The organism is Thalassotalea litorea, from assembly GCF_005843925.1.
GTDB lineage: Bacteria > Pseudomonadota > Gammaproteobacteria > Enterobacterales > Alteromonadaceae > Thalassotalea_A > Thalassotalea_A litorea_A.
The window spans coordinates 221,106-247,506 of the sequence record NZ_VCBC01000003.1; the positions used below are offsets into that span (position 1 = coordinate 221,106).

At 43.6% G+C, this 26,401-nt stretch carries 25 protein-coding genes; 8 read left to right on the forward strand and 17 right to left on the reverse strand.

Annotated features, from left to right (window positions below; genetic code table 11):
• Positions 1-11: 11 nt before the first annotated feature.
• A complete protein-coding gene (plsY, locus tag FE810_RS02920) occupies positions 12-611 on the reverse strand; it encodes a glycerol-3-phosphate 1-O-acyltransferase PlsY (RefSeq protein ID WP_138318533.1) in 600 nt (199 codons plus the stop codon).
• A gap of 487 nt (positions 612-1,098) precedes the next feature.
• Between plsY and folB the strand changes: the two genes are divergently transcribed.
• The 3 genes from folB to FE810_RS02935 are packed head-to-tail and all read left to right on the forward strand — an operon-like array spanning position 1,099 to position 2,748.
• Entirely contained in the window at positions 1,099-1,455 is a 357-nt protein-coding gene (folB, locus tag FE810_RS02925) for a dihydroneopterin aldolase (RefSeq protein ID WP_138318534.1), read from the forward strand.
• Positions 1,455-1,946 carry a 2-amino-4-hydroxy-6-hydroxymethyldihydropteridine diphosphokinase gene (gene folK / locus FE810_RS02930; protein ID WP_138318535.1) on the forward strand — a complete coding sequence of 164 codons (492 nt, stop codon included), beginning with the start codon at positions 1,455-1,457 and terminating at the stop codon, positions 1,944-1,946. The genes folB and folK overlap by 1 nt, the downstream gene beginning before the upstream one ends.
• Positions 1,947-1,950: 4 nt before the next feature.
• Positions 1,951-2,748 (forward strand): undecaprenyl-diphosphate phosphatase, encoded by a 798-nt coding sequence (locus tag FE810_RS02935; RefSeq protein ID WP_138318536.1) that lies wholly within the window; start codon positions 1,951-1,953, stop codon positions 2,746-2,748.
• 211 nt (positions 2,749-2,959) lie between these two features.
• On the opposite strand, the gene FE810_RS02940 is transcribed toward FE810_RS02935, so the two are convergent.
• A complete protein-coding gene (locus tag FE810_RS02940; protein ID WP_138318537.1) occupies positions 2,960-4,216 on the reverse strand; it encodes a multifunctional CCA addition/repair protein in 1,257 nt (418 codons plus the stop codon).
• 301 nt (positions 4,217-4,517) lie between these two features.
• On the opposite strand from FE810_RS02940, the gene FE810_RS02945 reads away from it, so the two are divergent.
• Complete coding sequence (locus tag FE810_RS02945; protein ID WP_138318538.1) at positions 4,518-6,164, forward strand: ExeA family protein; 1,647 nt, start codon at positions 4,518-4,520, stop codon at positions 6,162-6,164.
• On the forward strand, positions 6,164-7,138 hold the full coding sequence (locus tag FE810_RS02950; protein ID WP_138318539.1) for a general secretion pathway protein GspB: 975 nt from the start codon (positions 6,164-6,166) through the stop codon (positions 7,136-7,138). The genes FE810_RS02945 and FE810_RS02950 overlap by 1 nt, the downstream gene beginning before the upstream one ends.
• A gap of 280 nt (positions 7,139-7,418) precedes the next feature.
• Here FE810_RS02950 and FE810_RS02955 read toward each other — a convergent pair whose 3' ends face one another.
• From FE810_RS02955 to leuA, 6 genes are all read right to left on the reverse strand, one after another.
• Positions 7,419-8,186, reverse strand: a complete 768-nt coding sequence (locus FE810_RS02955) for a hypothetical protein (RefSeq protein ID WP_138318540.1) — start codon at positions 8,184-8,186, stop codon at positions 7,419-7,421.
• A gap of 114 nt (positions 8,187-8,300) precedes the next feature.
• Positions 8,301-8,699, reverse strand: a complete 399-nt coding sequence (locus FE810_RS02960; protein ID WP_138318541.1) for a hypothetical protein — start codon at positions 8,697-8,699, stop codon at positions 8,301-8,303.
• A gap of 494 nt (positions 8,700-9,193) precedes the next feature.
• A complete protein-coding gene (gene leuD / locus FE810_RS02965; RefSeq protein ID WP_138318542.1) occupies positions 9,194-9,790 on the reverse strand; it encodes a 3-isopropylmalate dehydratase small subunit in 597 nt (198 codons plus the stop codon).
• Positions 9,790-11,199: a 3-isopropylmalate dehydratase large subunit gene (gene leuC / locus FE810_RS02970; RefSeq protein WP_138318543.1), complete on the reverse strand. Its 1,410-nt coding sequence runs from the start codon at positions 11,197-11,199 to the stop codon at positions 9,790-9,792. Before leuC ends, leuD begins: the two co-directional genes overlap by 1 nt.
• Positions 11,192-12,301 (reverse strand): 3-isopropylmalate dehydrogenase, encoded by a 1,110-nt coding sequence (gene leuB, locus FE810_RS02975; protein WP_138318544.1) that lies wholly within the window; start codon positions 12,299-12,301, stop codon positions 11,192-11,194. Before leuB ends, leuC begins: the two co-directional genes overlap by 8 nt.
• 13 nt (positions 12,302-12,314) lie before the next feature.
• Positions 12,315-13,880, reverse strand: a complete 1,566-nt coding sequence (gene leuA / locus FE810_RS02980) for a 2-isopropylmalate synthase (protein ID WP_138318545.1) — start codon at positions 13,878-13,880, stop codon at positions 12,315-12,317.
• Between the two features lie 364 nt (positions 13,881-14,244).
• On the opposite strand from leuA, the gene FE810_RS02985 reads away from it, so the two are divergent.
• A complete protein-coding gene (locus tag FE810_RS02985) occupies positions 14,245-14,646 on the forward strand; it encodes an FAD synthase family protein (protein ID WP_212744461.1) in 402 nt (133 codons plus the stop codon).
• A 26-nt stretch (positions 14,647-14,672) separates the two neighbouring features.
• Here the strand turns inward: FE810_RS02985 and FE810_RS02990 are convergent, their stop codons facing one another.
• The 4 genes from FE810_RS02990 to FE810_RS03005 all read right to left on the reverse strand — a co-directional run bounded on the left by FE810_RS02990 (position 14,673) and on the right by FE810_RS03005 (position 17,919).
• The gene (locus FE810_RS02990) at positions 14,673-15,713 is read right to left on the reverse strand and encodes a CDP-glycerol glycerophosphotransferase family protein (RefSeq protein WP_138318547.1); all 1,041 of its coding nucleotides are present in this window, start codon (positions 15,711-15,713) and stop codon (positions 14,673-14,675) included.
• 29 nt (positions 15,714-15,742) lie between these two features.
• A complete protein-coding gene (locus tag FE810_RS02995) occupies positions 15,743-16,156 on the reverse strand; it encodes an FAD synthase family protein (RefSeq protein WP_138318548.1) in 414 nt (137 codons plus the stop codon).
• A 75-nt stretch (positions 16,157-16,231) separates the two neighbouring features.
• Positions 16,232-17,299, reverse strand: coding sequence for a CDP-glycerol glycerophosphotransferase family protein (locus FE810_RS03000; RefSeq protein ID WP_306416831.1), 1,068 nt, complete (start codon positions 17,297-17,299; stop codon positions 16,232-16,234).
• Between the two features lie 11 nt (positions 17,300-17,310).
• A complete protein-coding gene (locus FE810_RS03005; RefSeq protein ID WP_138318549.1) occupies positions 17,311-17,919 on the reverse strand; it encodes a TIGR04211 family SH3 domain-containing protein in 609 nt (202 codons plus the stop codon).
• Between the two features lie 288 nt (positions 17,920-18,207).
• On the opposite strand from FE810_RS03005, the gene FE810_RS03010 reads away from it, so the two are divergent.
• On the forward strand, positions 18,208-19,719 hold the full coding sequence (locus FE810_RS03010; RefSeq protein ID WP_138318550.1) for a CYTH domain-containing protein: 1,512 nt from the start codon (positions 18,208-18,210) through the stop codon (positions 19,717-19,719).
• A 31-nt stretch (positions 19,720-19,750) separates the two neighbouring features.
• Here FE810_RS03010 and FE810_RS03015 read toward each other — a convergent pair whose 3' ends face one another.
• The 5 genes from FE810_RS03015 to FE810_RS03035 all read right to left on the reverse strand — a co-directional run bounded on the left by FE810_RS03015 (position 19,751) and on the right by FE810_RS03035 (position 23,284).
• Positions 19,751-20,074 carry a hypothetical protein gene (locus FE810_RS03015; protein WP_138318551.1) on the reverse strand — a complete coding sequence of 108 codons (324 nt, stop codon included), beginning with the start codon at positions 20,072-20,074 and terminating at the stop codon, positions 19,751-19,753.
• Between the two features lie 146 nt (positions 20,075-20,220).
• Positions 20,221-20,910 carry a PspA/IM30 family protein gene (locus FE810_RS03020; RefSeq protein ID WP_138318552.1) on the reverse strand — a complete coding sequence of 230 codons (690 nt, stop codon included), beginning with the start codon at positions 20,908-20,910 and terminating at the stop codon, positions 20,221-20,223.
• Between the two features lie 19 nt (positions 20,911-20,929).
• Entirely contained in the window at positions 20,930-21,343 is a 414-nt protein-coding gene (locus FE810_RS03025; RefSeq protein ID WP_138318553.1) for a YjfI family protein, read from the reverse strand.
• A 210-nt stretch (positions 21,344-21,553) separates the two neighbouring features.
• Positions 21,554-22,456 carry a DUF350 domain-containing protein gene (locus tag FE810_RS03030; protein WP_138318554.1) on the reverse strand — a complete coding sequence of 301 codons (903 nt, stop codon included), beginning with the start codon at positions 22,454-22,456 and terminating at the stop codon, positions 21,554-21,556.
• A gap of 27 nt (positions 22,457-22,483) precedes the next feature.
• Positions 22,484-23,284: a hypothetical protein gene (locus FE810_RS03035; protein WP_171022234.1), complete on the reverse strand. Its 801-nt coding sequence runs from the start codon at positions 23,282-23,284 to the stop codon at positions 22,484-22,486.
• Positions 23,285-23,502: 218 nt separating this feature from the next.
• Between FE810_RS03035 and glnE the strand changes: the two genes are divergently transcribed.
• Positions 23,503-26,367, forward strand: coding sequence for a bifunctional [glutamate--ammonia ligase]-adenylyl-L-tyrosine phosphorylase/[glutamate--ammonia-ligase] adenylyltransferase (gene glnE, locus FE810_RS03040; RefSeq protein WP_138318556.1), 2,865 nt, complete (start codon positions 23,503-23,505; stop codon positions 26,365-26,367).
• The last annotated feature ends 34 nt before the right edge of the window (positions 26,368-26,401 follow it).

The following is a 26,401-nucleotide window of genomic DNA, read 5'->3' on the forward strand; positions in this document are numbered from 1 at the left end:
TTCTCGCCTTATCATTTGCTCCTGTGTTTCGATGTCATTTTACCTTCTTCCCCCTGCCACAAACGAAGTAAATTATCTCGATGCCTGAAAATGATAAGTAACGACAGCATCGTCACTTCCTGGACATAGAGTGGTTTCAGGAAAAAGGTATATAAAGGCGCCAGAGACACGGTGACGATCGCCGCTAATGATGAGTATTTGGTGGTTTTAAATACCAAGAGCCAGGTCGTAATCAACGCTAATGAAAATGTCCAACCGATTGCCGACAGCGCCCCAAATGCGGTGGCTACGGCTTTTCCTCCCTGAAACTTAAAAAAAACAGGATACATATGACCAAGGCAGGCTGCCAAAGCAATAAGGCCCAGATATACCGGTTCGACACCGAGTAAAAAACCTCCATAAACGGGAACCGCGCCTTTAAGAACATCTAAAAACAATACGGCGGCGGCAGTGGCTTTATTGGAAATACGCAGAACATTGGTTGCACCAGGGTTTTGAGAGCCCTCAGTACGCGGGTCTGGCAGGCCTCGCAATCGACAGATCAAGATGGCACTGGAAATCGAACCTAACAGGTAAGCCAGAATAATGATGCCTATCGAAATCCAAACCATAATAGAGTGCCGTAGCTGCCGCTTTGCTTTCTGTTCTGTCTTTTTGTGTTTTATATTTCCTCACCAAAGTAATCGTCGGTGTATGAAAATCAAACAAAAATTAATGAAATCCCATTCTAACAAGGTATTTAGTGGTTTTTCCACCATCGAATAGGTAATATTTGCGGCGAATATCGGAAATGACGTAGATTTATGATTCATTCAAAATGCCATCTGCAGTGTTTAGGTGAAGGATTGCGAATTGAACGTGCTTTTTTCATTGCCGATTTTTTATTTTCAACGGTCACCATGGAATAAAAATATTTGCAGGGTATTGCCGTTGCATGATTATCCGCTAAGACAAAAATTGTTTGTTTACAGGGGATTATTGTCAATACTTGTAAGTAAATACGGTTAAAATGTGGGAGCATCATTTTAATTGTTACGTGGGTGCCAAATTAATGGCTTTTCTTAACACAATCTTTTTAAATCAGGTTCATCCGTTATTATGGATATAATTTTTATTGAAGGCTTGAAAGTTAATACTACGATTGGGTATTACGATTGGGAAAAGAAAATCAAACAACTTTTAGTGTTTGATATCAAACTCGCGACGGATATTCGTCATGCCGCAAAAAACGATGAGCTGGCAAAAACCATTGATTATGCAGAAGTCTCTGAATTGGTCGATGAATTTTGTCAGAAAAATCCAGTCGACTTACTGGAAACGCTCGGGCAACGGCTGGTGGAAACGTTACAAGCGAAATACGCATTAAGCTGGTTACAAATCAAAATCTCAAAGCCAACTGCGGTTGAGCAGGCCGATGCGGTTGGTATCATTATTGAGCGAGGCAATCGCAACTAATGGCGAGGGTGTTTATATCTATCGGCAGCAATATTGATAGAGAAGCGCAAATCATTGCCAGTGTTAGCGCGTTAAGCGCTTTGTATGGTGACGTCGTCTTATCCTCGGTCTATGAATGCGAACCCGTCGGTTTTACCGGCGACCACTTCTATAATCTTGTTGCTGAAGTCCAGACAGAGGTAAGTCCGGGACAAGTCGGGCAAGATCTCAAAGCGTTAGAGAAAGCCCATGGGCGAGTGGATTTTTCGAAAAAATTTAGTGCTCGAAAAATGGATTTGGATATTCTTTTGTATGATGATCAGGTGTTAGAAACGCCGGTTCAGATCCCTCGAGATGAGATCCCTGAGAATGCCTACGTGCTTTGGCCGCTCGCGGAACTGGCACCGGAATTGTTGCATCCGGTGTTAAATAAAAGCTACCAACAACTCTGGCAAGAGTACGATAAAAATAAACAAATCATAAGGAAAGTGCCATTCACCTGGCCTGAGTAACACTATGTCTACCATTGAAATTATTGTTCTGGCGCTGATCCAGGGCTTAACTGAGTTTTTACCGATTTCCAGCTCCGCCCATCTGATTCTGCCATCGCAACTATTAGGTTGGGTGGATCAAGGGTTAGCATTTGATGTTGCTGTTCATGTCGGCACACTACTGGCGGTGGTGATTTATTTCCGCCGGGAGGTGGGTGATATGATGTTTGCCTGGGGCAATTCCATTATAAAAAAGGAACACTCAGCGGATAGTAAATTAGCATGGTGGATTCTTTTTGCCACCATTCCGGCAGGATTATTTGGTTTGTTGGGCAAGGACTTTATTGAAGCCCATTTGCGCAGTGCTGCTGTCATTGCATTAACCACCATAGTGTTTGGTTTATTGCTTGGCTTCGTCGACATCAAGAGCAAACAGAATAAAGATATCCAGTCATTAGGGTTCAAAGGGGCAATGATGATCGGTGTTGCTCAGGCTCTGGCATTAATACCTGGCACGTCCCGAAGCGGTATTACCATGACGATGGGGTTAATGCTCGGTCTTACTCGCACTGCAGCGGCAAGATTCTCGTTTTTATTGTCCATTCCTGCAATTGCCATGGCTGGCAGCTATTTAACATTGAAACTGGTTACCAGTGCAGAACCCGTGGATTGGCAAGCCATTGCGCTGGGCAGCGGTATAGCATTTCTAAGTGCCTATGCCTGTATCCATTATTTTCTGATTTTGGTCGACAAGCTTGGGATGATGCCATTTGTGATCTATCGCCTGCTTCTTGGTGGTTTTTTGGTGTGGTTTATTAGTTAAAAGGTCCTTTCAGGACCTTTTTGCTTAAAGAGGTTATGGCCACGGATGGTCGGTATGCCGAAAATGCATGGAGCAATTTTCGGTTATGGCCACGGATGGTCGGTATGCCGAAAATGCATGGAGCAATTTTCGGTGGAGTCATTATGAAGGAGACTTCGAATACCATTTATTGCTCTAGGCTCAGAGTAAAGAGTTCACTTCCTCCTTCCACTTATTTCTCAAGAGCTTGTTGTTTCATTTCGGCAATAATCGCCTGGCGTTTTTTCACAATCGCATCATTAATGGCTTTACCTTGTAACCCTTGTTCGACAAACGGTCGGGCGACAACGTTTTGACACTCGTTTGCGACCTGTGTTAAGAATTCGCCTTGAGGATACGGGCTGTCTTCTTTGCCTAAGCGACCACTGCTGTCGGCATGACAGGCTAATATAAACAATTGCAAGGCCTCAGGATTACGCCAAGGATCCAGATTATTGAGAAGCTTCAATATTGTGTTGGGTTTTAATTCAAAAACTCGATGACAATGTAAGTGGTATTCACAAACTTTAAGCGCCAAATTGGCCATTTGCTTAGGCACTCGAAAACGTTCACATACGTCCTGCACTAAGGGTAAGCCTGACTTTTCATGACCATGATGGGACGGCCAATACTCCTGTTTAGTTAAACCTTTGCCCAAATCATGACATAGGGCTGCAAATCGTACGGCGATGTTGTCGGTTAACTTTACCGCTTCGCGCAATACCATTAACGTGTGAATGCCACTGTCTATCTCACCATGATGGGCGACAGGGTTTGGTACTCCCCAAAGGGCATCCAATTCCGGCCAGATAACGTGCAATGCACCGCAATTTCTCAATACGTTAATAAATTGCTCTGGATGTACCTCGGTTAAAGCCCGGGATATTTCTTTCCATACTCGATCGCCACTTAAGTTTTCCAATTCACCGGAATTCACCATGGATTCTAGCAGTCGTTTCGTGTCAGGATGAATGGTAAAGCCATAATCGTGATATCTGGCGGCAAACCGAGCGAGTCGAAGTACGCGTAAAGGGTCTTCCGCAAACGCGTCAGATACATGACGAAATACGCGGTCATCCAAATCCTGTTTACCGCCGTATGGGTCATACAAATTGCCATCGTCGTCCATGGCCATTGCATTGATGGTTAAATCTCTTCGGATAAGATCTTGCGCTAAAGTGACATCGGGGGATGCGTGCACGACAAAGCCTGTATATCCTTTTCCTTGCTTTCGCTCGGTGCGAGCCAGCGCGTATTCTTCTTTTGTTTTCGGGTGTAAAAATACCGGGAAATCTTTGCCTACAGGAGTAAACCCCTGGGCAACCATTTGTTTAGGGCTCGCACCAACAACGACCCAGTCCCGGTCATAAACTGGGCGTTCTAATAGCTGGTCGCGTACCGCGCCACCGACAAGGTATATTTGTAACTCATTGTCTTTTATCGAGTTCATTTAACTGTTTCTGGCTATACTGAAAAATAATCGTTTGAGCATGTCGTTTATCGATGAATCTGAAAAGTGACTTCTTAGAATCGCTGGCAACCAAGGCACGTAGCCGATTAATGTCGCGAACTGGGTTTTTCATTTACCCCTAAAATTTAAAGAAACCTTTTTAATTACATGCATGTAAAGCTAACAAACCTTAGTGTACCGAAAAAAAATGGAATTCAGTAGCGCCATTTTTTGACTTATGTATGACTTCAGGGTAGTTTCATCGGCTCTATTTAAACAAAAATAACGGACATCAGCCCCCATGTTTTCAGGGTATACCGGCTTTTTTGGCCTGAATGAAGTGCCATTTTCAATCGCGCCCAATCCTCATTATTTATTTATGAGTGATCGCCATCGCGAGGCATTGGCTCACTTAAGTTATGGGCTAGGGGAAACCGGCGGTTTTGCCTTGCTAACCGGCGAAGTCGGAACGGGGAAAACAACTGTATCGCGCTGCCTTTTAGAGCAACTTCCTGACAATGCGCAAGTGGCCTATATCATCAATCCTACGCTATCAGCCATCGAGCTACTGGCGTCTGTTTGTGATGAGTTTGGCATTGTATATGACAGCCAGACAACCAGCCTAAAAGGATTCACCGATCTTATTTCCAGTCGATTACTGGAAAATCACAGCAACGGCATGTCGACCTTGTTAATAATCGATGAGGCACAGCATCTGCAGGCGGAAGTGCTGGAACAGTTACGACTGTTAACGAACCTGGAAACCAATGCTAAAAAACTGCTGCAAGTGATTCTTATCGGCCAACCGGAACTGCAATTATTATTAAAGCGTCAGGATTTGCGGCAATTAGCACAACGGATCACCGCACGATACCACCTGATGCCATTAAGCGCCGTTGAAGTGGCGCAGTATATTAAGCATCGACTGAAAGTGGCCGGCAGTGAACAGCCTTTATTCTCACCGTCGGCAATTCGATTAGTGCATCACTATTCCGAAGGGGTACCAAGGCTAATTAACCTGATTTGTGATCGTGCTTTGCTTGCCGCCTATTCCCAGGAAACCACTCAGGTTGACAACAAATTGGTTAAAGCGGCAGCGCATGAAACGTTAGGGGAAGTGAAAACTTCGACGTTTGACTGGGCACCCTGGAAGCAAGGGGCTGCAATTGTGGTGGCGGTAATTTCATTGGCGTTCGCGGGTAAGCAATTGGCTGATTGGCAACAACAGAACTCTGGGCAAGAGCTGCAATTAGCTACTCTCGAGCAGGTAAGTAATCGTGATATAAATCTTGCCAGAGACTTACAACCGGCATTGGCATCATTGTTTCACGCCTGGCACTTAAATTTATCTCAGGTAGATACACAGGCTTGTCAGTATGCATTGGACCTGTCATTAAGTTGTCACTGGCTGGACGCTGACCCGGAGCAATTAATGGCTTATTCATACCCTGCGGTAATTGAATTACAGGACGAGTTGGGTGGGCAGTTTTATGGAGTCATTAATGCCAATGCCTATGACAATCCGCAAGTCCTATCGGATGCCGCTGGCATCACCATCCACCTGGCTGGAGTACAACGTCAGGTAAGTATGGATTGGCTGGAACAGCATTACCGCGGTACCGCTCTGTTGTTATGGCAACCACCGGCTGGATTTGTTGAGCGCATTGATAGTGATGCCGATGTTGAGTTATTACAATGGCTTGAAGAACGATTAAGTCAAGCGCAACAGCGACCAGCCAGGCAAGTGAACACATTCGATCAACGCTTATTAAACCAAATACAACAATTTCAGCGTGCCAATGGAATGGCAGTCCTGGATTTTGCGGATTTAGACACTGTGATCATGCTTGCCAATCCGGGGTCGTTTGCAACATTGTCGCAAAAGCCTCTGCAAGCTAAGCGGAAGCACATTTTAGCTGATGTTAAACAACAAGGAGTACAAGGATAATGTCTTATATACTTGATGCTCTGAAAAAAGACCCTGCGACGCAGCAACGGCTCAATATTGATCCTTTGCGACAATATCATCAGCAACGAACAAAAAATCCTGTACAGAATTTCAGATATCTCTATATCGGCTTGGGTTTATTGGCATTTATGGGTAGCTATCTTGTCTTTGGTGGTGCTGATTCGATAAATAAAACCTGGTTCAAAGCTGCTGAAAGTCAGGTTCTGTTGGTGCAGGAACCGCTTAGAGCCGGCTATCAGACCAGGCATCCGCTGGCGGATTATTTTCAGCATGGTCAGGCATATAATCAACAGCTGGTTACCTTGCGCCGCGAGCAACGCCAACAACAGCAACGCCAGCAGCAAGATAAAGCGGTTGCAGAGCAACAAGCCTCGCAACAGCAACAATCGAAGCTGATAGCAGCTCAGGTCGATGCGGCGCTTGCCAAGCATCAATTGAATGCGCAGTTAATCAATGAAAGAGACGACCAGGTAAACGAGCAACGTTGGCAAGGTGATAACCACAATTCCGCAAAATCTGCGAATAAGCCAATCATTGAATTAAATGCACAGGAAAAGGAACAAATATCGCCAGAGTTGTTAGCGGCGTTTAACCAAGCCGTCGACGATACCTATGCTGACGACAATGACAGCATCGAGAAAGCTGCATTGCAACAAGCTCGTGATGAAGCCAATGATAATGACTATCCCCATTTCGATGGCCGTCAAACCGAAGAGATCCCATTGTTAACACAGCTAGCCAGCAGTTATCGGAATACGATACCGGCCATTCAGTTTTCATTACACATGTACTCCTCGGATATCAGCAGTCGTTGGGTAAGGATGAACGGTCAGGACTATTTTGAAGGGGGCACGAGCCCGGAGGGTATCGTCATTGAGGAAATCCAACCACAATTTGTGGTAATGAGCTATCGTGGTAAATCGTTTCGCCTGCCGGCATTGTCGAGTTGGTAAGCCGCGAATTTTCGAGTCTTTCCCTGCCAAGGCAGGGAATCTATCGCCACGAGACGGAACATCTTTGAAGTGCTAGACTCGGTCCGTTAGCAAACTCTGATATACATAGGTTTAAAGTCGTTAACGCTATAGTCTCTTGTGAATAGGAATCTAATCGCCACTGAATATTGCTCATAATCTGGTTCCGGCTGCATTATTCAAAATTCTTTTTAACGCCTCGCTTACCAGAATTTGGCGAGAGCAGCGAGTAAAGTTGCTGTGTGTAGCTGAGTGGTTAGGCTTACTTGTCACACTTTACTAATTTTTCTGTACAGTGCCCTTCAGGCCATTCTGATTGCTTCCAACAAAACGATTTATCATCGTTCAAAATTAAATCCCAAAGAAATATTTCTCCATTATCTGTTTTTTGGGATTCATTAATCACTATGGTACGCAAATATTTGTCACCTTCGGATAAAATTGAGTAAACAATTTTTTCGTACAATTCATCACTAGTTGTTAATTTCATTCCAGATTTAGAGGTATGGTACATTTTAGTGCCGGCAACATTGAAAGATATATTAATAACATGCTCTAAATTGCAACTATCTTCCTCATTGCTCCAATCCCAATTACCGATCAAAGAGTTCCTAATATCATCTTCGGTAACCGAGAAATATATATCTGCAGAATTGAAACCTTCAATACCCATTTCTGCGTACCAATCTCCGGGTTTATCAGTACTTTTATCTAAGTCATGTGAACACCAGAAGTTGAAGTTACCTCCACTTGATTTGAAAGTATTAAATTGAGAATTTACTACTCTCCTATCTCCATCGTATATTATGCAGCTATACCTATATTCACCTGCGGGTAAGTTCCACTCCGAAAAAACGTAAAATAGTTTGTGATCTAGCTGAATAGTTTCAATTTCATCGGTTGGCATGCCGTTATCATCTAATGAACTTGTTATAAGAATTCTATAACCACCAATTTCGTCTACATTGGCCATTGATAATTGGCTGAAAGTCATAATTAAAGTAATTAATAAAAATGAAAGTATTTTCATGCGATATATCTTGTATGCCTAACGCCTAATTAACAGGCAAAAATAGTTGGCTAAAATTAGCGATAAAGGAGAAAAAGCCAACGGTTTTTGTCCTTTTAAACGACTCGTTATGTTTTACAATTCGCTCCTAGGGACTATTTTAGCTGTACTTAAAAACTTAACTGGCGTGCGTTTGTTGTTCGATGGGGCTGGGATGAATTTTGTGTTTGGCATTTCATCAATTTTGCTTTGCGTCATGAAGCCTTCTGGTACTGAGCTTATGAGAGTTTTCTTAACTACGTAACCATTTGAATCTATCACAGTTAAAACTGTCCACTCACCTTTGCCTTTTGGTAACCATGTAGGCCGCTTCTTTAACATCTTAACTTTTGTAGATTTAGGAACCCAATAATTCGATAGTTCATCTGGAGTGATTTCAATCGCTTCAGAAGTAAATACAGGCTCTACCTCTGTGGATGTCGCTTGACAACCTAATAGGGCTAAAGCGATTAAAAAAATACTAATTTTTTTCATACAACTCTCCATGTTCACGTAGAATATAACAGTCTATTATGTTGATGGCTTGCTGTATCCCAGTGTCATAAACAGAGAATGATCTTAGTTCACAGCCCTTTGAAGACATTAACCTTTTCCGTGGGTTAACGTCAAATTTGTGCTGTTTGACGTCATGCGCTATCCCGTTTAATTACGCCGTTACAAATAGAACACCTACACCCATAAAACAATTTGCATTAGTACGATCCAAACATCATTCCTGGATGTTGCTGGCTCTAACCTCCCTTTGTTTTACTGATACTTGTTTATTTACTATTAATTTAAGACGTCGAAATTAATTGAATCACAGTACGCGGCAGGAGAACCTAAGACAAGACAAGGTGAGATGACGGTAGATAGTTATGAGAAAGTGATGAATTCAATGTATCTTAATCAATGTGAATATAACCAAAGTGCAAAAAAATCCACAAAAAAAAGGGCCGATACAGGCCCTTTTTCGATGCAGAGACTGACTATTGCCAGGCTGGTAAGGACGCAGAAAATTCGTCAATTCTGGCCTGACTCTGCAAGGTCCAGCCAACGCTATCGATACCATTTTTCAGGCAATACTGCTGAAATTGGGTAAGTTCAATCGGGTAGCTTTTATCACCATACGTCAGCGTCATAGTCTCTAAATTTGCTGTTAACTCTAATGGTTTTTGCAACGCATGAGTGAACAATTCATTAATGGCCTGCTCTTCCAACACAATTGGCAGCACACCGATATTGATGCAATTACCATAAAAAATATCGGCAAAGCTTGGCGCGATAACAACTTTAAAACCAAACTCTTGAATCGCCCAGGGAGCATGTTCCCGGGATGAACCACAACCGAAATTTTCACGGGCCAACAGTATGCTGGCGCCCTTGTAGGCAGCTTGGTTAAGAATGAAATCTGGATTCGGTTGTAAACCATCGTCATCTAAAAAACGCCAATCGTGAAACAGGTGCTGAGCAAAACCGGTTCGAGTCGTCTTTTGCAGAAACTGTTTAGGGATGATCTGATCGGTGTCGACATTGGCCCGATCTAATGGCACGACTAGACCCGTGTGTTCGATAAACTTTTCCATTATTTGGCTCCTGCAAATTGGTTAACATCAACAAAGTGGCCGGCAATCGCGGCGGCTGCTGCCATCGCTGGGCTTACCAAATGCGTACGACTGCCGCGCCCCTGGCGACCTTCAAAGTTACGATTGGACGTTGATGCACAACGATCTCCTGCGATTAACTTGTCATCATTCATCCCTAAACACATAGAACAGCCTGGCAAACGCCATTCAAACCCTGCTTGCTTAAAAACCTCATCAAGACCTTCGGATTCCGCTTGCTGTTTTACTCGGTAGGAGCCAGGCACGACAATGGCGGTTACCTGGGGCGATACGGTTTTGCCTTTAACAACAGCGGCGGCAATACGTAAATCTTCGATGCGTGAATTGGTACATGAACCGATAAATACATTGTTAATGTGAATGTCGGTAATTTTCGTGCCAGGTGTAAGATCCATATACTGCAGAGCATTCACACAGGAATCACGTTCAACCGCATCACTAAAATCATCCGGGGAGGGCACTACGGAGTTAATCGCGGTAACTTGTCCAGGATTTGTTCCCCAGGTAACTTGTGGTTTAATCTCTTGCGCGTCGATTGTGACAACGGTATCAAACGTTGCATCATCATCGCTATGCAGTGTTTGCCAGTCATTAAGCGCTTGCAACCAGGTATCGCCTCTCGGGGCAAATTCTTTGCCCTTAAGGTACTCAAACGTTGTATGGTCCGGTGCAATAATGCCGGCTTTGGCACCAAATTCGATACTCATGTTACATACCGTCATGCGCTCTTCCATGGTTAATTCAGCGATGGTGGCGCCGGTGTATTCGACCACGTAGCCGGTCGCACCCGCATGACCCACCTTACCAATAACGGCAAGGATGATATCTTTTGCACTGACGCCTAATGGGCGACTACCTTGAATGTCGATTTTCATGGTTTTGGCTTTGTTTTGACGCAAGGTTTGCGTTGCTAAAACATGTTCGACTTCTGAAGTACCGATACCAAAAGCCAGAGAACCGAAGGCGCCATGTGTTGCGGTATGCGAGTCACCACAAACGATAACCTGGCCAGGTAAAGTTAAACCAAGCTCCGGACCCATCACATGGACAATACCTTGGTTTTTATGGCCCATACCATAAAGTCTGACACCAAATTCCTGGCAGTTTTTATCCAGAGTTTTCAGTTGATTAGCGGCATTTTCCCCCGCCGCATTGATGTCGGCGGAACGGGTGGATATGTTGTGATCCATGGTTGCAATTGTACGCTCAGGGCTATATACCTTGCGACCATGAAATTTCAGGTTTGCAAAGGCCTGTGGCGATGTGACTTCATGAACTAAATGGCGGTCAACAAAAATTAACGGCGTTTCGCCGCTTTTATCTTCGACCAAATGGCGTTGCCATAACTTTTCATACAAGGTGCTAGGCATGACTGATTTCCTTTGCATTTTGGTTAATGTGGGCGCAAATAAAATCACCCATCTCCCGGGTACTTTTCGCTAAATGCGCTTGTTCTTGTGTCAGCAAATCTCGGGTAATAAATTGCTCATCCAATGCTGCGCTTACCGCGGCTTCAATGGCACTGGCAGCGGCGCCCTGATTGAGGCTATAGCGCAACAACAGTGCAGCACTCAGGATCTGTGCAATCGGGTTGGCAATGCCAAGACCGGCGATATCTGGGGCAGAACCGCCAGCAGGTTCGTACAAACCAAAACCCTGTTCATTTAAACTAGCGCTCGGCAATAGCCCCATCGAGCCGGTTACCATGGCGCAGATATCCGAAAGAATATCGCCGAATAAATTCGAGGTTAAAATTACATCAAACTGACTTGGATCTTTAACCAGTTGCATCGCAGCATTATCAACATACATATGGTCGAGTTCTACATCGGGATATTCAGGGGCGACTTCTTCTACCACCTGACGCCACAATTGGCTGGTTGCCAGTACATTGGCTTTATCTACGGAAGTGACTTTACTGCGACGCTTTTGTGCGGCTTTAAACGCTAAATGGGTAATACGTTTTATTTCACTGCGGCTATATAACATGGTGTCGAAACCCGTTTCTTGTTCGCCTTCACCGCGTCGACCTTTTGGCTCGCCAAAATAGATCCCACCGGTTAGTTCGCGCATGACTAAAATGTCAAAACCGGTATCGGCTATATCGGCTCTTAAAGTAGATAAATGGGATAGCGCACTTTGCAAAGATGCTGGGCGCATATTACAGAACAAACCGAAATGACCACGTAGTCCTAAAAGGGCAGCTCGTTCTGGTTGTTCGGTTGGTGGAAGCGAGGACCACTTAGGGCCGCCGACAGAACCAAATAGTACAGCATCGGCTTGTTCACAGCCTTTTACCGTTTGTTCTGGAAGTGCTTTTCCATGAATGTCGATAGCACAGCCACCAACATCATAGTGGTTCAAAGTGAGATCCAATGAGAAGCTTTCGGCGACTTGCATCAACACCTTTTCAGCTTCCTGCATGACTTCAGGACCTATGCCGTCACCGGCCAAAATTGCTATATTTGCCATCTTCGTTATTGCCTTAGATTTGTTTACTGCTTTGTTGTGATTGCGCATCGCGCTTTAATTCAGCAACCCGTTGGGCACGGTGAATGCTATTTAATGTGTGTACAAGGGCATTGGCAGATGCCTGGATAATGTCGGTTTCTAACCCGTAACCATGAAATTTGCGCGCTTGCCAGCTAACCACAAGGTTCGCAACGCCAAGCCCATCTTCGCCTTCGCCTTTATTGGAAATACTGTAATCGGCAACGTCGAATTCAATATCAACCGCCTGCTTGATTGCTTGAAAAAGCGCATCGACCGGACCATTACCTGTTGCTGAGGTCACCTGTTCTTTCTCACCGATCGCTAATTTAACACTCGCTGTGGCAAAGTCACCGCTACCCGATTGGACTGAGCAATAGCGGATTTGATAAAAGTTATCGACAACCTTTTGCTGTGAATCAAATAAAATTGCTTCCAGATCGTCATCAAATACCTGACCTTTTTTATCCGCAAGTTTCAAAAACTTTTCGTACAGATAATTTAAATCATAATCGCCTTCCTGATATCCCAAAGATTCCATTCGATGTTTAATAACATGGCGCCCGCTGCGGGAAGTCAGGTTTAGTTTGGTTTTGCTAATGCCAACACTTTCCGGAGTCATAATTTCATAGGTATTGCTGGCTTTTAACATGCCGTCCTGATGAATACCGGAAGAGTGAGAAAAAGCATTGGCGCCAACAATGGCTTTGTTTGGTTGCACAGGCATATTACATAATTGGCTGACCAGTTTTGAAGTGCGGGCAATTTCCTGATGTTTGATACCGGTACTTACATTTAAATATTGTTCACGGGTTTTCATAATCATGGCAATTTCTTCCAATGAGCAATTGCCGGCGCGTTCGCCGATACCATTTACCGTACATTCCACCTGTCGTGCACCGGCTTGCACTGCAGCCATAGAGTTGGCGACGGCTAACCCTAAATCGTTATGGCAATGCACAGAGATAATCGCTTTATCGATATTCGGAACGCGATTAAACAATTGGCTGATGATACCGCCAAACTCATTTGGCAAGGTGTAGCCGACGGTGTCTGGAATATTCACCGTGGTAGCTCCAGCTTTGATTGCAGATTCCACCATACGACAAAGGTTGTCGATTGGTGTACGACCAGCGTCTTCACAGGAAAATTCCACATCATCAGTAAACTGACGAGCATACTTAACGGCATGCACCGCCATGGCTTCCACATCACTAAACTCTTTACGAAGCTTTTTCTGAACATGAACATCCGAGGTTGAGATGAAGGTATGGATTCGAAAATGATCGGCAACCTTTAACGCATCGGCACAGGCTTTAATATCCGCTTCTACAGCGCGTGATAAGCCACAGACTGTGGCGTTTTTCACGACTTTGGCAATTTCCTGAACTGAGTGAAAATCTCCAGGGGAGGAAACTGGAAAGCCCGCTTCAATAATATCAACACCAAGTCGCTCGAGAGCCAGGGCAATCTGAATTTTTTCATGAAACGACAGGCTAGCAGTTAACGCCTGCTCGCCATCTCGTAACGTGGTATCAAAGATTATTACCTTGTCTGTCATGGTGTATTACCTTCTATTAAAACATCAGCCTGAAACGAAAAAACCCGCATGGTATATGCGGGTTTTTGTTAATCTTTTAGTTTATTTAAACAATAGAGTAACGCCCGCACGCTGGAAGCAGCAGGAGAACGAATAGAGCGTCTTTGATTAAATAAGTATGCATTGTGTTTGAAAAATTATGCTTAACAATTAATTAACCCTAAATGTATGTGTTCGAAAAGTGACTGTCAATAGAAAAATAGAATAATTACTTAAATATTTGGTCGTGGAAAAATCGCGCAGTTGTTAAGGTTTCTGCCACAATGTCTGGATACCGAGACGATTTTGCTTTATTTTTGTGAAAATTCGATGAAGTTTTGAAGTTATTATGCGTGTTATCACTTTTGGTACATTTGACGTATTCCATGTCGGACATGTGAATATTCTGGAACGAGCCCGATTGCATGGTGATCATTTAATTGTTGGGGTTTCTTCCGATGCGTTGAATATGGCCAAGAAAAAGCGTTACCCCATTTATTCTGAGAAAGATCGCATGCATATCATCCGGTCGATGCGCAGTGTCGATGAGGTCTTTGTCGAAGAATCATTGGAGCTAAAGGCTGAGTATATCAAATATTATAATGCCGATATTTTAGTGATGGGGGATGATTGGCAAGGTAAATTTGATCACTTAAAGGATATTTGTCAGGTAATTTATCTACCGCGGACACCGTCCGTTTCGACCACGGAAATTATTGAAATCGTAAAAACCGATCACAACCCTTAGGTTTGTTACTCGCTTACAGAGGATGCTTAAAAAAGCTTCCAATAACCTAACTTACGGCGCATTTTAAACTGGCGAATGATATCAATGGGTTTATTTGCCAGTTTACTTCGATGTTCAATCGTGGTGTTGACTGCGTCTAATAGTCGAGCAGAAGACTTTCCATCCTGATAAGGGTGTTGTTGTTGGATGTACCGGTTAATCGCTAACATTAAATCATTAGGCTTTGACAGGCCTTTTCTTATGGTTTGTTCAAGGGTCGCTGGATCATCAATATCGAGAAGATAGTCACCAGGCGCAATGTTTTTAAACGTCACCACAGGTTTACCTTGCAAGATAAACATAATTAAAACCGAAGAGGTATCACAAACCATAAGATCTGCTTCGGCCAATAAAGGGATCACATCATCGGTTTCAACAAACGTTAAATGCTTGCTTTGAATCGCTTTGTATTGATTTACGATATCTAGCGGCATTTTCGGATGAAATTGCACGATCCAGTCCCACTCACCGTTTTGGCTGATGCGCTTGATTTCTTCAAGTAAATGCGGTGCGCAGCTTAATTTCTTGGAAAAGGTCGAACAAAGTAATATTTTGGGGCGTTGATTGATAACACTATCGTGCGTAAATAGAGGATCTAAAGCACACCAGCCTGTTTCGACAACTTCAAAGTGCCTGGGTTCAGACATTAAGGCTTTGAATTTCGTTGTAGAATCTGGGCCCTGAGTACAATATAAATCAAAGCAATTGCGGATTTTGAAATGATCATTATTGCCTTTTTTATCGAGTTTACCGGCATCAAACCCATGAAAAACCGCAACGTTAATACCCGGTAAAAAGGTTGGAGCCTGATTAGAGGGGTAGAAGATGGCATCGGGGTTATATTCAAAAATATCATCCAGAGTATGAAGAACTCGCTCATTGTCGCGAAAATATGAGCGCTCGATACTTTTACCGTGAGCAAACCAGGCCACAAAATCTCCTCGGGCAATAATTTCCTCCTGAACCGGGCGTAATATTGCGTAACTGTAATTTTGTGAAACGTAAAAGAGGTACTTTTTTCCGGCCATGCAATTAACTTTTGTTGTTTTAAATGAATTTAAATTTTATTGAGGATTTCTCTAAGTTTGGTACTGGACGTATGTTTTGTGTATGGAAAATACAAGATTTCGACGCCAACGTTCGAGAACTGTAATTCGTAATTATTCCATTTTTGCGAGCCTTTCCAGTCATCGCCAACAAACATGCGATCAAATCTCAGGTTATTCCAAGCTTCAAACTTGTCGTAGTTTACCTGAGGCACGACTTCATCAACAAATTTAATTGCCTCGACGATATCCATGCGTTCTTGAAAAGGAATAATGGGCGTTTTTCCTTTACTTTGCATCGAAAGCTCGTCGGTACTGATGCCGACAATCAAGTGGTCACACTCCAATCTGGCGCGCTTTAATACGTTAAGGTGACCAATATGAAATAAATCAAACACGCCAGTGGTATAGCCTATGGTTTTCATTTTGTATCCGATGTTTTAACTTGGGAAATTATCAGAGCATGGTGAGCCATGCTCGTTATAAGAGTAGACTAGCGCTTATTGCTGGTTCATTAAATAAGACAGGACTCGATCGCTGGCTTTACCATCAAGACGGCCTGCGAGCTTTTCTGCAAGCTCCATTCGTATCGACTCGAGTTGGGATGGTTGTCGGTACTGTTCAAGTACCAATTGGCGCAGTTCTTTATAATGTTTCGCGTGTACCGCAATATTGGCATATTCTCCGAAATCTTCGTCCATACGCTTTTTAAAACGATAGGAAAACAGACCTCGGTAGCTCCAGCGAAGTTTAAGAAAATCACACCAGATAACCGGCTTGTTTAACGCCGCAAATTCGAACAGTGCCGATGAAGCATCGCTGATCAAAATATCTGAACTGGCCATAAATGGTACCAGATTATAATCTGTTTCCTTTGCCAGATAGACATTATCAAAGTTTGCCCAATGTTCTAAAAGGGCTTTTTGGCGGTGATACTTTTCTTTGGCAATGGAGAAGTAATGAGGTTTTATCAGAATATTAAAATCATTGAAATCAGCGGGCCAGTCTTTAGCAAAGCATTCTATGGAGCTTGGATAAAATGTTGGCGCATAGGTCAAGGTTGGCTTATTGGGATCTAACCCTAATTGTTGCAAATCAAATCCGGGTTCTTTGCCTGTTATCAAAGAATCAAGTTTGCTAAAGCCGACATCAACGAATTCGTTTTCAGGATACATGGTTTTTAATCGCTCACAGCGGTATGCACCCTCGACAAAACGCACGGTCATTGCGGTATCGGACTTGGTATAGTAGCAAGCCTTAGGTCCAATTCCGTGGCCGATTTGCGCAGATTTGCTGACTTGATGAAGTTCATCAAGGTGCGCAAAACTGTTTGCGAAAAATACCCAATCGGCTTTTTCCTGCAAGTAAAAGCTCGTAGCTTCTTTGTCATCTTCGACCCAGGTATATTCCAGGTCGTTATCGTGAGCTATCTGTTCCATGATCTCATCATGAATGCTGCGATAGAAAACAAATGCCGTTTTCACATTTTGCCCGGCCAACTTTTGCTGTACAGGCAAATACTGAGGAAGGTAGTACAGGTGTAATACATCAAACAACACGTACATCATGGATTTTCCGCTTACCAGCTACTTTTTTTACGTGGCATCAATTTCGGCAAAATTAAACCAAATAGCAATCCGATAAGAAGCACGCTTCCACCGTAGAGAAAGTACGTCTTCATGACCTCCATACTCGCACTATCAATTTTTTTCTGAGCAGCGGCGTAGTCTTTCGTTAATTTACTGTGATCACTTTGCAATTGCTTGTGATTACGCGTCAACTCACCGAGTTGTTGACGTGCGTCACTTAATTTCGCTTGCAGGTCTTCGGTCAATACTTTGTTATCGGCGAGATCGGCATTTAGTTGACTAACGGTATGTCTAAGACCCGGACTATTTGAAAGAAGCCCTTGCTCAATCCAACCGGTTCGGCCTTTATTATCTTTGATCTGAACGTAGTTATTCACAGGGCCAGCTAAAAACTCGATTTCATCACCGGCATTAATACTGCCAAGAATTCGATATTGATTGCCCGCTCCTGAATGAAAGAATACATAGAGGTTGTCGCTAACGTAGCCTGTTTTGCCGGGTGTCACACTGACTGGGGTCGTTGGTGCTTCTTCCTGTGCAATAGCGATGCTGGAAACTGCCAGCAGGCTTACCAGTAAGAATTTCGAAATTTGTTTCATGTAAACCGTTACAACTGATGGGTTTAAGGTGTAACGATATTAGGTGTTTGTGACACTTATGGCAAGATGTACAAAAGTAAAAAAGTGTAATTTAGCCGCGACCATTGACGATCGTCAGGTACGAATGCAATCAAGATATGGTGTAAACATTTTTGTTTTGATGGTTTTTAGTACTTAGTTGTTTTATCGACCTTTTTCAAAAAAACTGAAATTTGTTTGCCAGGTCAGTCGGGCTTTTGTAAGGTTATACTGTTATTCGATTATAAAAGAAGCGATTTTTTTCCGACAATGGACACTGAGATAGAACTCAAATACCTGATTTGTGACAACCTTGATAATACGCAACTGATTCAAAAGTTTACTGAGTTACTCGGCGAATTAGACGTCACAACAAGCCACAAGCAAAAATTCCTCAATAATATTTACTTTGATAGTCAGAAGCAGGTGTTACGCGGCCTGGATATTGGTCTTCGGATACGAAAAAATCAACATGGCGATGCGGAGCAAACCATCAAAACTGCGGGTAAGGTCGTTGCTGGCTTGCATCAACGGCCAGAATACAATTTACCGGTTTTGGGTAACTTTCCGACATTAGCGCAATTCCCAAATCATATTTGGCCAACAGGGATTGATATTGAATCGCTTGAATCTTCACTGGTGCCGATTTTTACAACAGACTTTACGCGCAACGCATGGCATTTGAAATTTGCTGATGGCAGTGAAGTAGAGTTGGCGCTTGATACCGGCGTTATTGAAGCTAATGGTGAGCGTGAAATCATCAAAGAAATTGAAATCGAATTATTAAGTGGTGATCAAGCGCATTTAATCCGCATTGCGAAATTGTTATTTACGGGTTTTAACATTCGTCCTGGGCAGCATAGTAAGGCCGCTCGAGGATATCGCCTGGCATATTCTCAATACACACCGTTACCAGGTTTTGATAATTCGGTGATTCAATTAACTCAGTCCATGGGGGTTATCGAATCGTTTAGCAGTGGATTTGAACAGGCTTTGTCTTTGATGCAGCGTCTAGTTGCCGAATATTTGCGCGAACCGCGGTTAGAGTTGATCAAACAAATCGCCGATGTACTGGCATTGTCTCGGCATGGTTTGTGGTTGTATGAGCGATATTTACCTGAGCAGCAATCGCAACAACTGCGAGTGCAATTTGGCACGATATTACAGGATCTTACCTGGGTCGAAAGTGCACTGCAATTGCAGGAATTGACCACTAAAACCGGCAACTATCGCAAGAAAATCGAATATAGCCAGAACTTATTGTTTGAACTCAAAGGTAAGCTGGATACGTTTCCAACGGATCAGGAGATGAAGGAGTATTTTACGTCAGCTCGGTTTAATGAATTGCAATTGGCCCAGTTAGAATTGATTTTATCGCTGGAAACATCCGAATCATCACAACAAAGCTTAATGGAGTTTGCCAGCGAGTGGTTAGACGATGGTCTTAAGCGTTTGCAACAAGCAATTTCATTAGAACAGAACATGGAAGAGCAGCAATATTTACAAAGCCATGGGTTGTTGATTCGAAGCTTGCTAACGGGATTTTGGTTTGGTCATCTTTTTGAAGGGGAAGAGCGCAGTAATTTCCGGCGTCCCTGGCTTGATATGCATTCTGGCATTGATGAACTGGAAAATCTGTGTCTGTTGCGAGCAACATTACAACAGCAAAATGAATTGCCAAAAAAACTCATGAACTGGTTAGAAAATAAAGTAGATACCTTAATTCAGGCATTAGAGCACTGCCGTCAGGTTGCGCTAACGATACGCCCTTATTGGCATTAATCGAACGGCAGTCAAGGCAGCTTAAGGGTTGTTATGTTTGTTCGACGAAGGCCACAAGCTCTTCCATTAACTTGCGTTTAATTTCCAGTTGGTCAATTGCGTCCAGATTATATTTCTGGGCGAGTATCTGATAATCCTGTTCATTTAAAGACACGGTCAGACGTGGACGTTTTGGGCGTTTATTCACAGGTAAACCAAGGATCTGGCGAATCTGATCCGATGGGCTCAGACCGGCATCAACTGCTTTTTTTCGAATCGTTTTCTGGACCTTCTCATCCATATCAAAGGCAACTTGAACTGCCTTTAACGCCTTAACATTCGATTCCCACTTTTGCGGAATTTTTCGATCGCTCATCGTGTCCATTTACTCGCTATTGTTGAATAATCAGCCGTACCCACACAACAAAGTCTTATCCCTTTATTTTGTCTATACCCTCTCGATGAGGGCATAAGACAAGATAAAACGGGGTGTTGATTTTCACCAACACCCCGTCGTTAATATTAAGACTGTTTTGCTTTGATTCGGTCAAGAACCGAAGAAGCGTCTTTATCTGCTTTACCAATACCAGCCGCTTTTAACTGGGCTTGCAAAGAAGTGTCGGAATCTTCTGATTCAAGTAATTCGGCAGCCTTCATCTGGTCATCAAATTTCTGTTGTTTCGCTTTGATGCGCTCCAGAGAATCTTTGGCATTCAATAGCTTTGAGTTACTGGAAGAGAAGTTGTCGGTAATTGCCGACGTTGCTTTTTGAACATTCTCAGTGGTCTTAACCATCGACAGCTGACGTTTAAATTCTGCAACTTGACGTTCACTCTTTTTCACCAGTTCCTTTAATCGATCAACATTCGAACTATAGCTATCGAGGGCTTGTTGTTGGGTTTCCAACTCATTTTCCATGCCTGCGATTTTCTCAGCCACTTGCAAGGCCAAGGTTTCGTTTTCCTGGGTCAGAGCTTGTTGCACATAGCCTTCATGCTCGACGATATCGCGTTTAATACGTTCAACATCACGAGTTGCTGACATTTGCTGGGCCATCACACTGGTCAAATCGCGCTTTGCTTTGGTTAGGTGATTTTGTGCGTCGCGGATCTCCTGTTCGAAAATTCGTGTGGCATTGGCATCAACGATAGTTTCACCCATTTCACTGGCACCACCACGGATGGCGGTCATAATCTTCTTAAAAATACTCATAGTCGTCTTTCCTTGCCGGTTAAATTAAAAATTCACTCATATCATCAATAACTTCGATAGCATTGTTGCTCAATACAGCTAACTCATGCTCGATATCTTCAAAGCTGGAATGGATAGAAAGTGCACCAAAAATGGCATATTTGTCGCCAATTTTGGAAAATGACGATAGCGGCATTGGAATGCTCATTTCTAACATAGCTTCCAACATGGCTACGCGTTTTTCGGTTACGATTTCTTGTTCACCCCATAAATAGGTGATACATATAATCTGATCGTCTGTTACTGACAAAAATACTGGCAGCTCTTCACGTCCCTGAACCGTGATCTGCAAAACGTCTACATCTCCGGAAATTGGCTGACAATCAAAAACCATTCCGGTACTGGCGTTGTCTGCCAATTCGTTCAAGTGGGCAGCAATGCTGTGAATATTCATAGTCTTCCTCATTGTTTTTATCGTTAACCACCTGAATTAAGTCGTTAACGACTTCCGTGACATAATATGTCGATAGCCATACATTAGCACTTAGACATAATATGTCAACCGATTTTTAATTCAGCGTTTAATAAAATGTTGAAATGGTTTGTATCCAGTTATTTGAATTGGTCGGCAGGCATTTGCCCTTGATACCGGGATCCTGTGGTATTAGGCCAATAAGGTGGTTAACATCAATGCGATACCGATACTGATCGCCATTTCGATACTGGCCACACCAATGTTGTGCTGATGATCAACTTCGGTCTCGAGGTCGATTCCGCGCAAAATAATTCGTTTGGCGATGGATGTCAGTACCCACATGACCAGAGTCATCAGAAAGCCAAACACTAGCCAACCGATTAGGTTTTCAACGATAGTGTCGGGGTGATAGTCGAGGAAATAGCTTGCTGCGGTAACCGCCAGAGCCGTCGATATGACCTGACCGCTATAACGCAGGGACAGCGCTATCTGGCCATCGACGAGGGCTTCTTGCAACGAGTCGAGTTGATTGTGTTTGGCATAGTGCCGTTCGCGAATACGAGTGACAATCGTGAGCAGGGTTTGGGCAACGGCAAATGCACTGATCATGGCAATGATAGCAAAGGCGTTTAGGCCATCAACCCAGAGCAACATTTCACGAATAATAATGGCGCTGGCAATCACAGAGGAAGCGTCAATGATGCCCATGGTAATATTCTTTTTGGCGATTTGTTGGCGCTTGTCAACCAGATGCAATGCCCACCGGTCGTGCACAAAGCGACCAATATATAGCAATAGCAGCCCGAGTAAGCCGTAACTGAACATATTGACTAATTCACGGCCAACGCCGCCATTCAAATTTGGCGTGATCGCACCGGTGAGAACAATGCCCAATCCACCGATTGACCCTGCCATGCTGATACCAAAGGCAAAGTTATCCACTTTTGCCAGTTGTTCTTTAGTGCTGACTCCCATCGATAACCCATAGAGGTAGCGCATTAAGGCAAGCAATAAAATCGCAATGAAGATTTCTGCGGCAAGTATTAAAAGTTCTTGCGAGTTGATATCACCTAAAGCGAATATTTTTTCCATAAAATTACACAGTCTTTATAAACAGTTTTAATTATAGGAACTTTTTAACACTAAACTGGCTGCAGATAAATCGCTATCTCCCTGACGCTGTTGTACAAAGGCCCCTTTTTCTGAAAGCTTACTTTCCATTCTATCTTGCTTTGCACGGATAAACAGTGCTGTATAGAGGCCACGACCAATGTCTGCATAATAACTATAATCGCGGTTTTGCGCCCAAAATTGATAGGTTATCGGGGGAGTGTTTAAGTGCGAATCGAATTCGCGGGAGTTTTTAAACCATACCCAAATGATTTTTTCGCTCTTTGATGGTTGCCATTGTCCAAACGCGGGATGACCAACGAGAAGGGCTGCAATACCAAGGTCTTTGGCTTGGTTTATTTGCAAGGTTTGGTTTTTAGTTTCGGCATTTACGCGGGCAAGTTCTCCGGCAGAGAGATCTGCCAGGACATTTAATGGGTCGCTAAGCGCATCGGAAAATAACTTTGGATCGGCCGCCTGATAAATATTAAGTAATTCTTGATAACGAGCTTCCTGGCTATCAAACATTTCTGCCTGATACTTTACCGCTTGCAACCTTTCATTCAGGGCGCGAAACATTTGCCCTTTTGGGGTGGCATTTTTGACAAGCAGAGTAATCAGTTTTTGTTGTTCAGGCGATTGAGCTCCGAGTTGCTGTGCGTAATCTTTGAGCACGCGAGCGTTCGCGACTTCGCCATTATGCAAGGCTTGCCGTAACTGTCCAAGTTTTTGTTCGGAAATTGGTAACTGATGATTAATTTGTTCTTCCAGGGGTTCTATGCAAGCGCTGAGGAGAAAAAGACTAATCATTATTGTCGATGTAAAATGTCTCATAGGTCTGCGTATTTTACTGATAAACTGTTAAGTTAATGTTAATCACCTATTTTGATTTTGGCTGATACTTAGGTTTTGCGCTAGATGCATCGCATCAGCAGAAACTAACAAGCCTGGTCGCAACATTGCACGGTGACGGTAATAGTATGGCTTGTTGATTTCAAAAGCCTCAACAGAGAACACAGGATTATTGAGTGAATAGATCAGATTCTTTTACTTCAACGTTGTTGCAGCAACACGCTGAGCGGTTCTGGAGTCACTGCCAGAGTATATTTGCCCCCTATTTACCGGCATTAACCCAAGCTCAATTGGCAGATCTGAAACGTACCATCGCCCTATCCGATTTTGCCAGAGAGCAGCTACTTTCCAGTCCGCAATTGATTGAACCAATCTTTACCCAGCCTGATGGGCATCTATTTAGCAAGGAGCAACTGGCCGATGAACTGACCAATTTATTGGCTGAGTGTGAGGGGGAAGTAGAATTACACCAGATATTACGTCGATATCGAAAACAGTACTTGATCCGTTTTGCGATCAATGATTTTTGCTCGGACCTATCATTAAAAGTTAGCCTGCAACACTTGACGGATTTAGCGGAAGTATTGATTAGCTGTACGTTGTCTTGGTTAACCAAATTTTGTCAGGAGCGCTGGGGTTATCCCGCCGATATTGAAGGTCATGAGCAACCTCTATTAGTGTACGCCATGGGCAAGTTAGGTGGAGGGGAGTTAAATTTCTCGTCGGATATTGATTTGATTTTTGCCTACCCTCATCGGGGGGAAACTCAAGGCGCTAGAAAAAGTATTGATAATCAACAATTTTTTACTCGTTTAGGGCAAAAACTGATTGCTGCGTTAAACCAGGTTACCGAGGATGGGTTTGTGTATCGGGTCGATATGCGGCTTCGTCCATTTGGTGAAAGTGGCCCTTTGGTTTTGAGTTTTTCAGCCATGGAAACCTATTATCAAGATCAGGGCCGAGACTGGGAACGCTATGCGATGTTAAAAGCCCGTCTGGTTGGCAATACTCAGTACCATAAACGCTTGTCTTCGATGTTACGTCCCTTTGTTTATCGCCGCTATATTGACTTCTCCGTTATTGAAAGCTTTCGCAAAATGAAACTGATGATAGCTCAGGAAGCACGACGAAAGTCGGTTCAGGACAACATTAAACTGGGGCAGGGTGGTATCCGTGAAATCGAATTTATTGTTCAGGTTTTTCAGCTGATCCGTGGTGGCAGAAACCCTCAGTTGCAAGAGCGGAATATTTTTAAGGCGCTCGCGTTATTAACGGAGCATGGCAGTATTAGCAGAGAGACGTATCAAATATTACTCACGGCTTATCACTTTTTGCGTCGCAGTGAAAATGCCATTCAGGCATTTGCCGATAAACAAACTCAGTTACTGCCGGATGATGATTTAAATCAAGCTCGACTGGTTGAAGTGATGGGGTGTTCCGATTGGCAAGACTATTACCAGAAATGCCGCCAACACATGGCGAATGTACATCGGGAGTTTAACCTGTTAATCGGTGAAGATAATCCCAATGAACTGCCTTTAAGTGATCGTTGGGTGACCTATTGGTTATCTGACTGGGACGTTGAAGAATCCATTAGCTGGCTGCAAGAGCTTCGCCCTGAATGGCCCCATGCCAAGGTACATCAGGAAATGTTGGGCTTCAAAGAGGATATTCATAAGCGCTCAATCGGCCGTCGTGGACAAATCATATTGGATAAACTGATCCCATTGTTGCTGAGTCTCATCGCCGAAAAGCCACCTTTGATGACATTAAAGCGTTGTTTGCATGTGTTACTAAAAATTGTCAGTCGCACTGCCTATCTGGAATTATTGTATGAAAATCAAGGGGCATTAAAGCAGTTAATCAAGTTATGTCGCGAGAGTGAATGGATAACTGAGACTCTGGCACGTTATCCAATCTTACTTGATGAATTGATTGATCCGGAACTTCTTATGGCCTTGCCGGAGGCTCAAGAATATCAAACGTTCCTTCAGGAAAATTTGATGCGGGTACCGAATGACGATCTTGAAGGGCAAATGGAAACACTGCGGCAATTTAAACAAGCTCATCAATTGAAGATCGCCGCTGCGGATGTCAGCGACGTATTGCCGGTAATGCGAGTGAGTGATCAACTAACCGGTCTTGCTCAAGGAATTATCGCTGAGGTCGTTGAATTAGCCTGGCAGCAAATGTGTACTCGATATGGGCAACCAGAGGGGACGTTAGGCACGGACGACAAAGGTTTTGCCGTGCTTGGCTATGGTAAGCTAGGCGGGATCGAATTAGGGTACAGTTCGGACTTGGATATGGTGTTTGTTCACAATTGTGAAGCAAACCATATGACTAGTGGTGATAAACAGATACCCGCCAGTCAGTTCTACTTGAAATTAGCCCAGCGGATATTGCACTTGTTTAATACTCGTACCAATAGTGGCACACTTTACGAAGCCGATATGCGCCTGCGCCCGTCGGGTAATTCCGGGTTGATGGTAGTGCATATCAACACGTATCATCAATACCTAAAGAAAGAGGCATGGACCTGGGAGCTTCAGGCACTTGTTCGGGCGCGAGCTGTTGGCGGCGATGCCGCGCTGGTTAATCAGTTTAATGATATTCGCATTGATATGCTTGCCTCGGAACGCAATCGCGACAAATTGCGTCAGGATGTGGTGAATATGCGCGAGAAAATGCGCAAACATCTGGATCGAAGTGATGCCAATCTGTTTGATATCAAACAAGGGCAAGGAGGGCTGGCCGATATTGAATTTATGGCTCAGTATTTTGTACTGGGATACAGCTATCGGCAGCCAGCGCTGGCGCGATATTCAGATAATGTCCGTATTTTTGAAAGTCTGGCGCAATTTGAATTAATGGATAACAACACTGCCGAGCAACTATCTCAGGCGTACTGTTATTTACGTGATCTTGGTCATGAATTGGCGTTGCAGAATCGACCTAAAGTGATAAATCAAGTACAAATCACCGAACAGGCTGAGCAGGTCTGGGCATGTTGGTCAAAGTATCTACTTAGCGACAGCTAACGCAGCGTTTTCGCCGCTTAGGCATAATTAGGCA

Coding starts and splice junctions, on each gene's coding strand:
- plsY (WP_138318533.1), bottom strand. CDS start 611: ATGGTTTGGATTTCGATAGGCATCATTATTCTGGCTTACCTGTTAGGT.
- folB (WP_138318534.1), top strand. CDS start 1,099: ATGGATATAATTTTTATTGAAGGCTTGAAAGTTAATACTACGATTGGG.
- folK (WP_138318535.1), top strand. CDS start 1,455: ATGGCGAGGGTGTTTATATCTATCGGCAGCAATATTGATAGAGAAGCG.
- FE810_RS02935 (WP_138318536.1), top strand. CDS start 1,951: ATGTCTACCATTGAAATTATTGTTCTGGCGCTGATCCAGGGCTTAACT.
- FE810_RS02940 (WP_138318537.1), bottom strand. CDS start 4,216: ATGAACTCGATAAAAGACAATGAGTTACAAATATACCTTGTCGGTGGC.
- FE810_RS02945 (WP_138318538.1), top strand. CDS start 4,518: ATGTTTTCAGGGTATACCGGCTTTTTTGGCCTGAATGAAGTGCCATTT.
- FE810_RS02950 (WP_138318539.1), top strand. CDS start 6,164: ATGTCTTATATACTTGATGCTCTGAAAAAAGACCCTGCGACGCAGCAA.
- FE810_RS02955 (WP_138318540.1), bottom strand. CDS start 8,186: ATGAAAATACTTTCATTTTTATTAATTACTTTAATTATGACTTTCAGC.
- FE810_RS02960 (WP_138318541.1), bottom strand. CDS start 8,699: ATGAAAAAAATTAGTATTTTTTTAATCGCTTTAGCCCTATTAGGTTGT.
- leuD (WP_138318542.1), bottom strand. CDS start 9,790: ATGGAAAAGTTTATCGAACACACGGGTCTAGTCGTGCCATTAGATCGG.
- leuC (WP_138318543.1), bottom strand. CDS start 11,199: ATGCCTAGCACCTTGTATGAAAAGTTATGGCAACGCCATTTGGTCGAA.
- leuB (WP_138318544.1), bottom strand. CDS start 12,301: ATGGCAAATATAGCAATTTTGGCCGGTGACGGCATAGGTCCTGAAGTC.
- leuA (WP_138318545.1), bottom strand. CDS start 13,880: ATGACAGACAAGGTAATAATCTTTGATACCACGTTACGAGATGGCGAG.
- FE810_RS02990 (WP_138318547.1), bottom strand. CDS start 15,713: ATGGCCGGAAAAAAGTACCTCTTTTACGTTTCACAAAATTACAGTTAC.
- FE810_RS02995 (WP_138318548.1), bottom strand. CDS start 16,156: ATGAAAACCATAGGCTATACCACTGGCGTGTTTGATTTATTTCATATT.
- FE810_RS03000 (WP_306416831.1), bottom strand. CDS start 17,299: ATGATGTACGTGTTGTTTGATGTATTACACCTGTACTACCTTCCTCAG.
- FE810_RS03005 (WP_138318549.1), bottom strand. CDS start 17,919: ATGAAACAAATTTCGAAATTCTTACTGGTAAGCCTGCTGGCAGTTTCC.
- FE810_RS03010 (WP_138318550.1), top strand. CDS start 18,208: ATGGACACTGAGATAGAACTCAAATACCTGATTTGTGACAACCTTGAT.
- FE810_RS03015 (WP_138318551.1), bottom strand. CDS start 20,074: ATGAGCGATCGAAAAATTCCGCAAAAGTGGGAATCGAATGTTAAGGCG.
- FE810_RS03020 (WP_138318552.1), bottom strand. CDS start 20,910: ATGAGTATTTTTAAGAAGATTATGACCGCCATCCGTGGTGGTGCCAGT.
- FE810_RS03025 (WP_138318553.1), bottom strand. CDS start 21,343: ATGAATATTCACAGCATTGCTGCCCACTTGAACGAATTGGCAGACAAC.
- FE810_RS03030 (WP_138318554.1), bottom strand. CDS start 22,456: ATGGAAAAAATATTCGCTTTAGGTGATATCAACTCGCAAGAACTTTTA.
- FE810_RS03035 (WP_171022234.1), bottom strand. CDS start 23,284: ATGATTAGTCTTTTTCTCCTCAGCGCTTGCATAGAACCCCTGGAAGAA.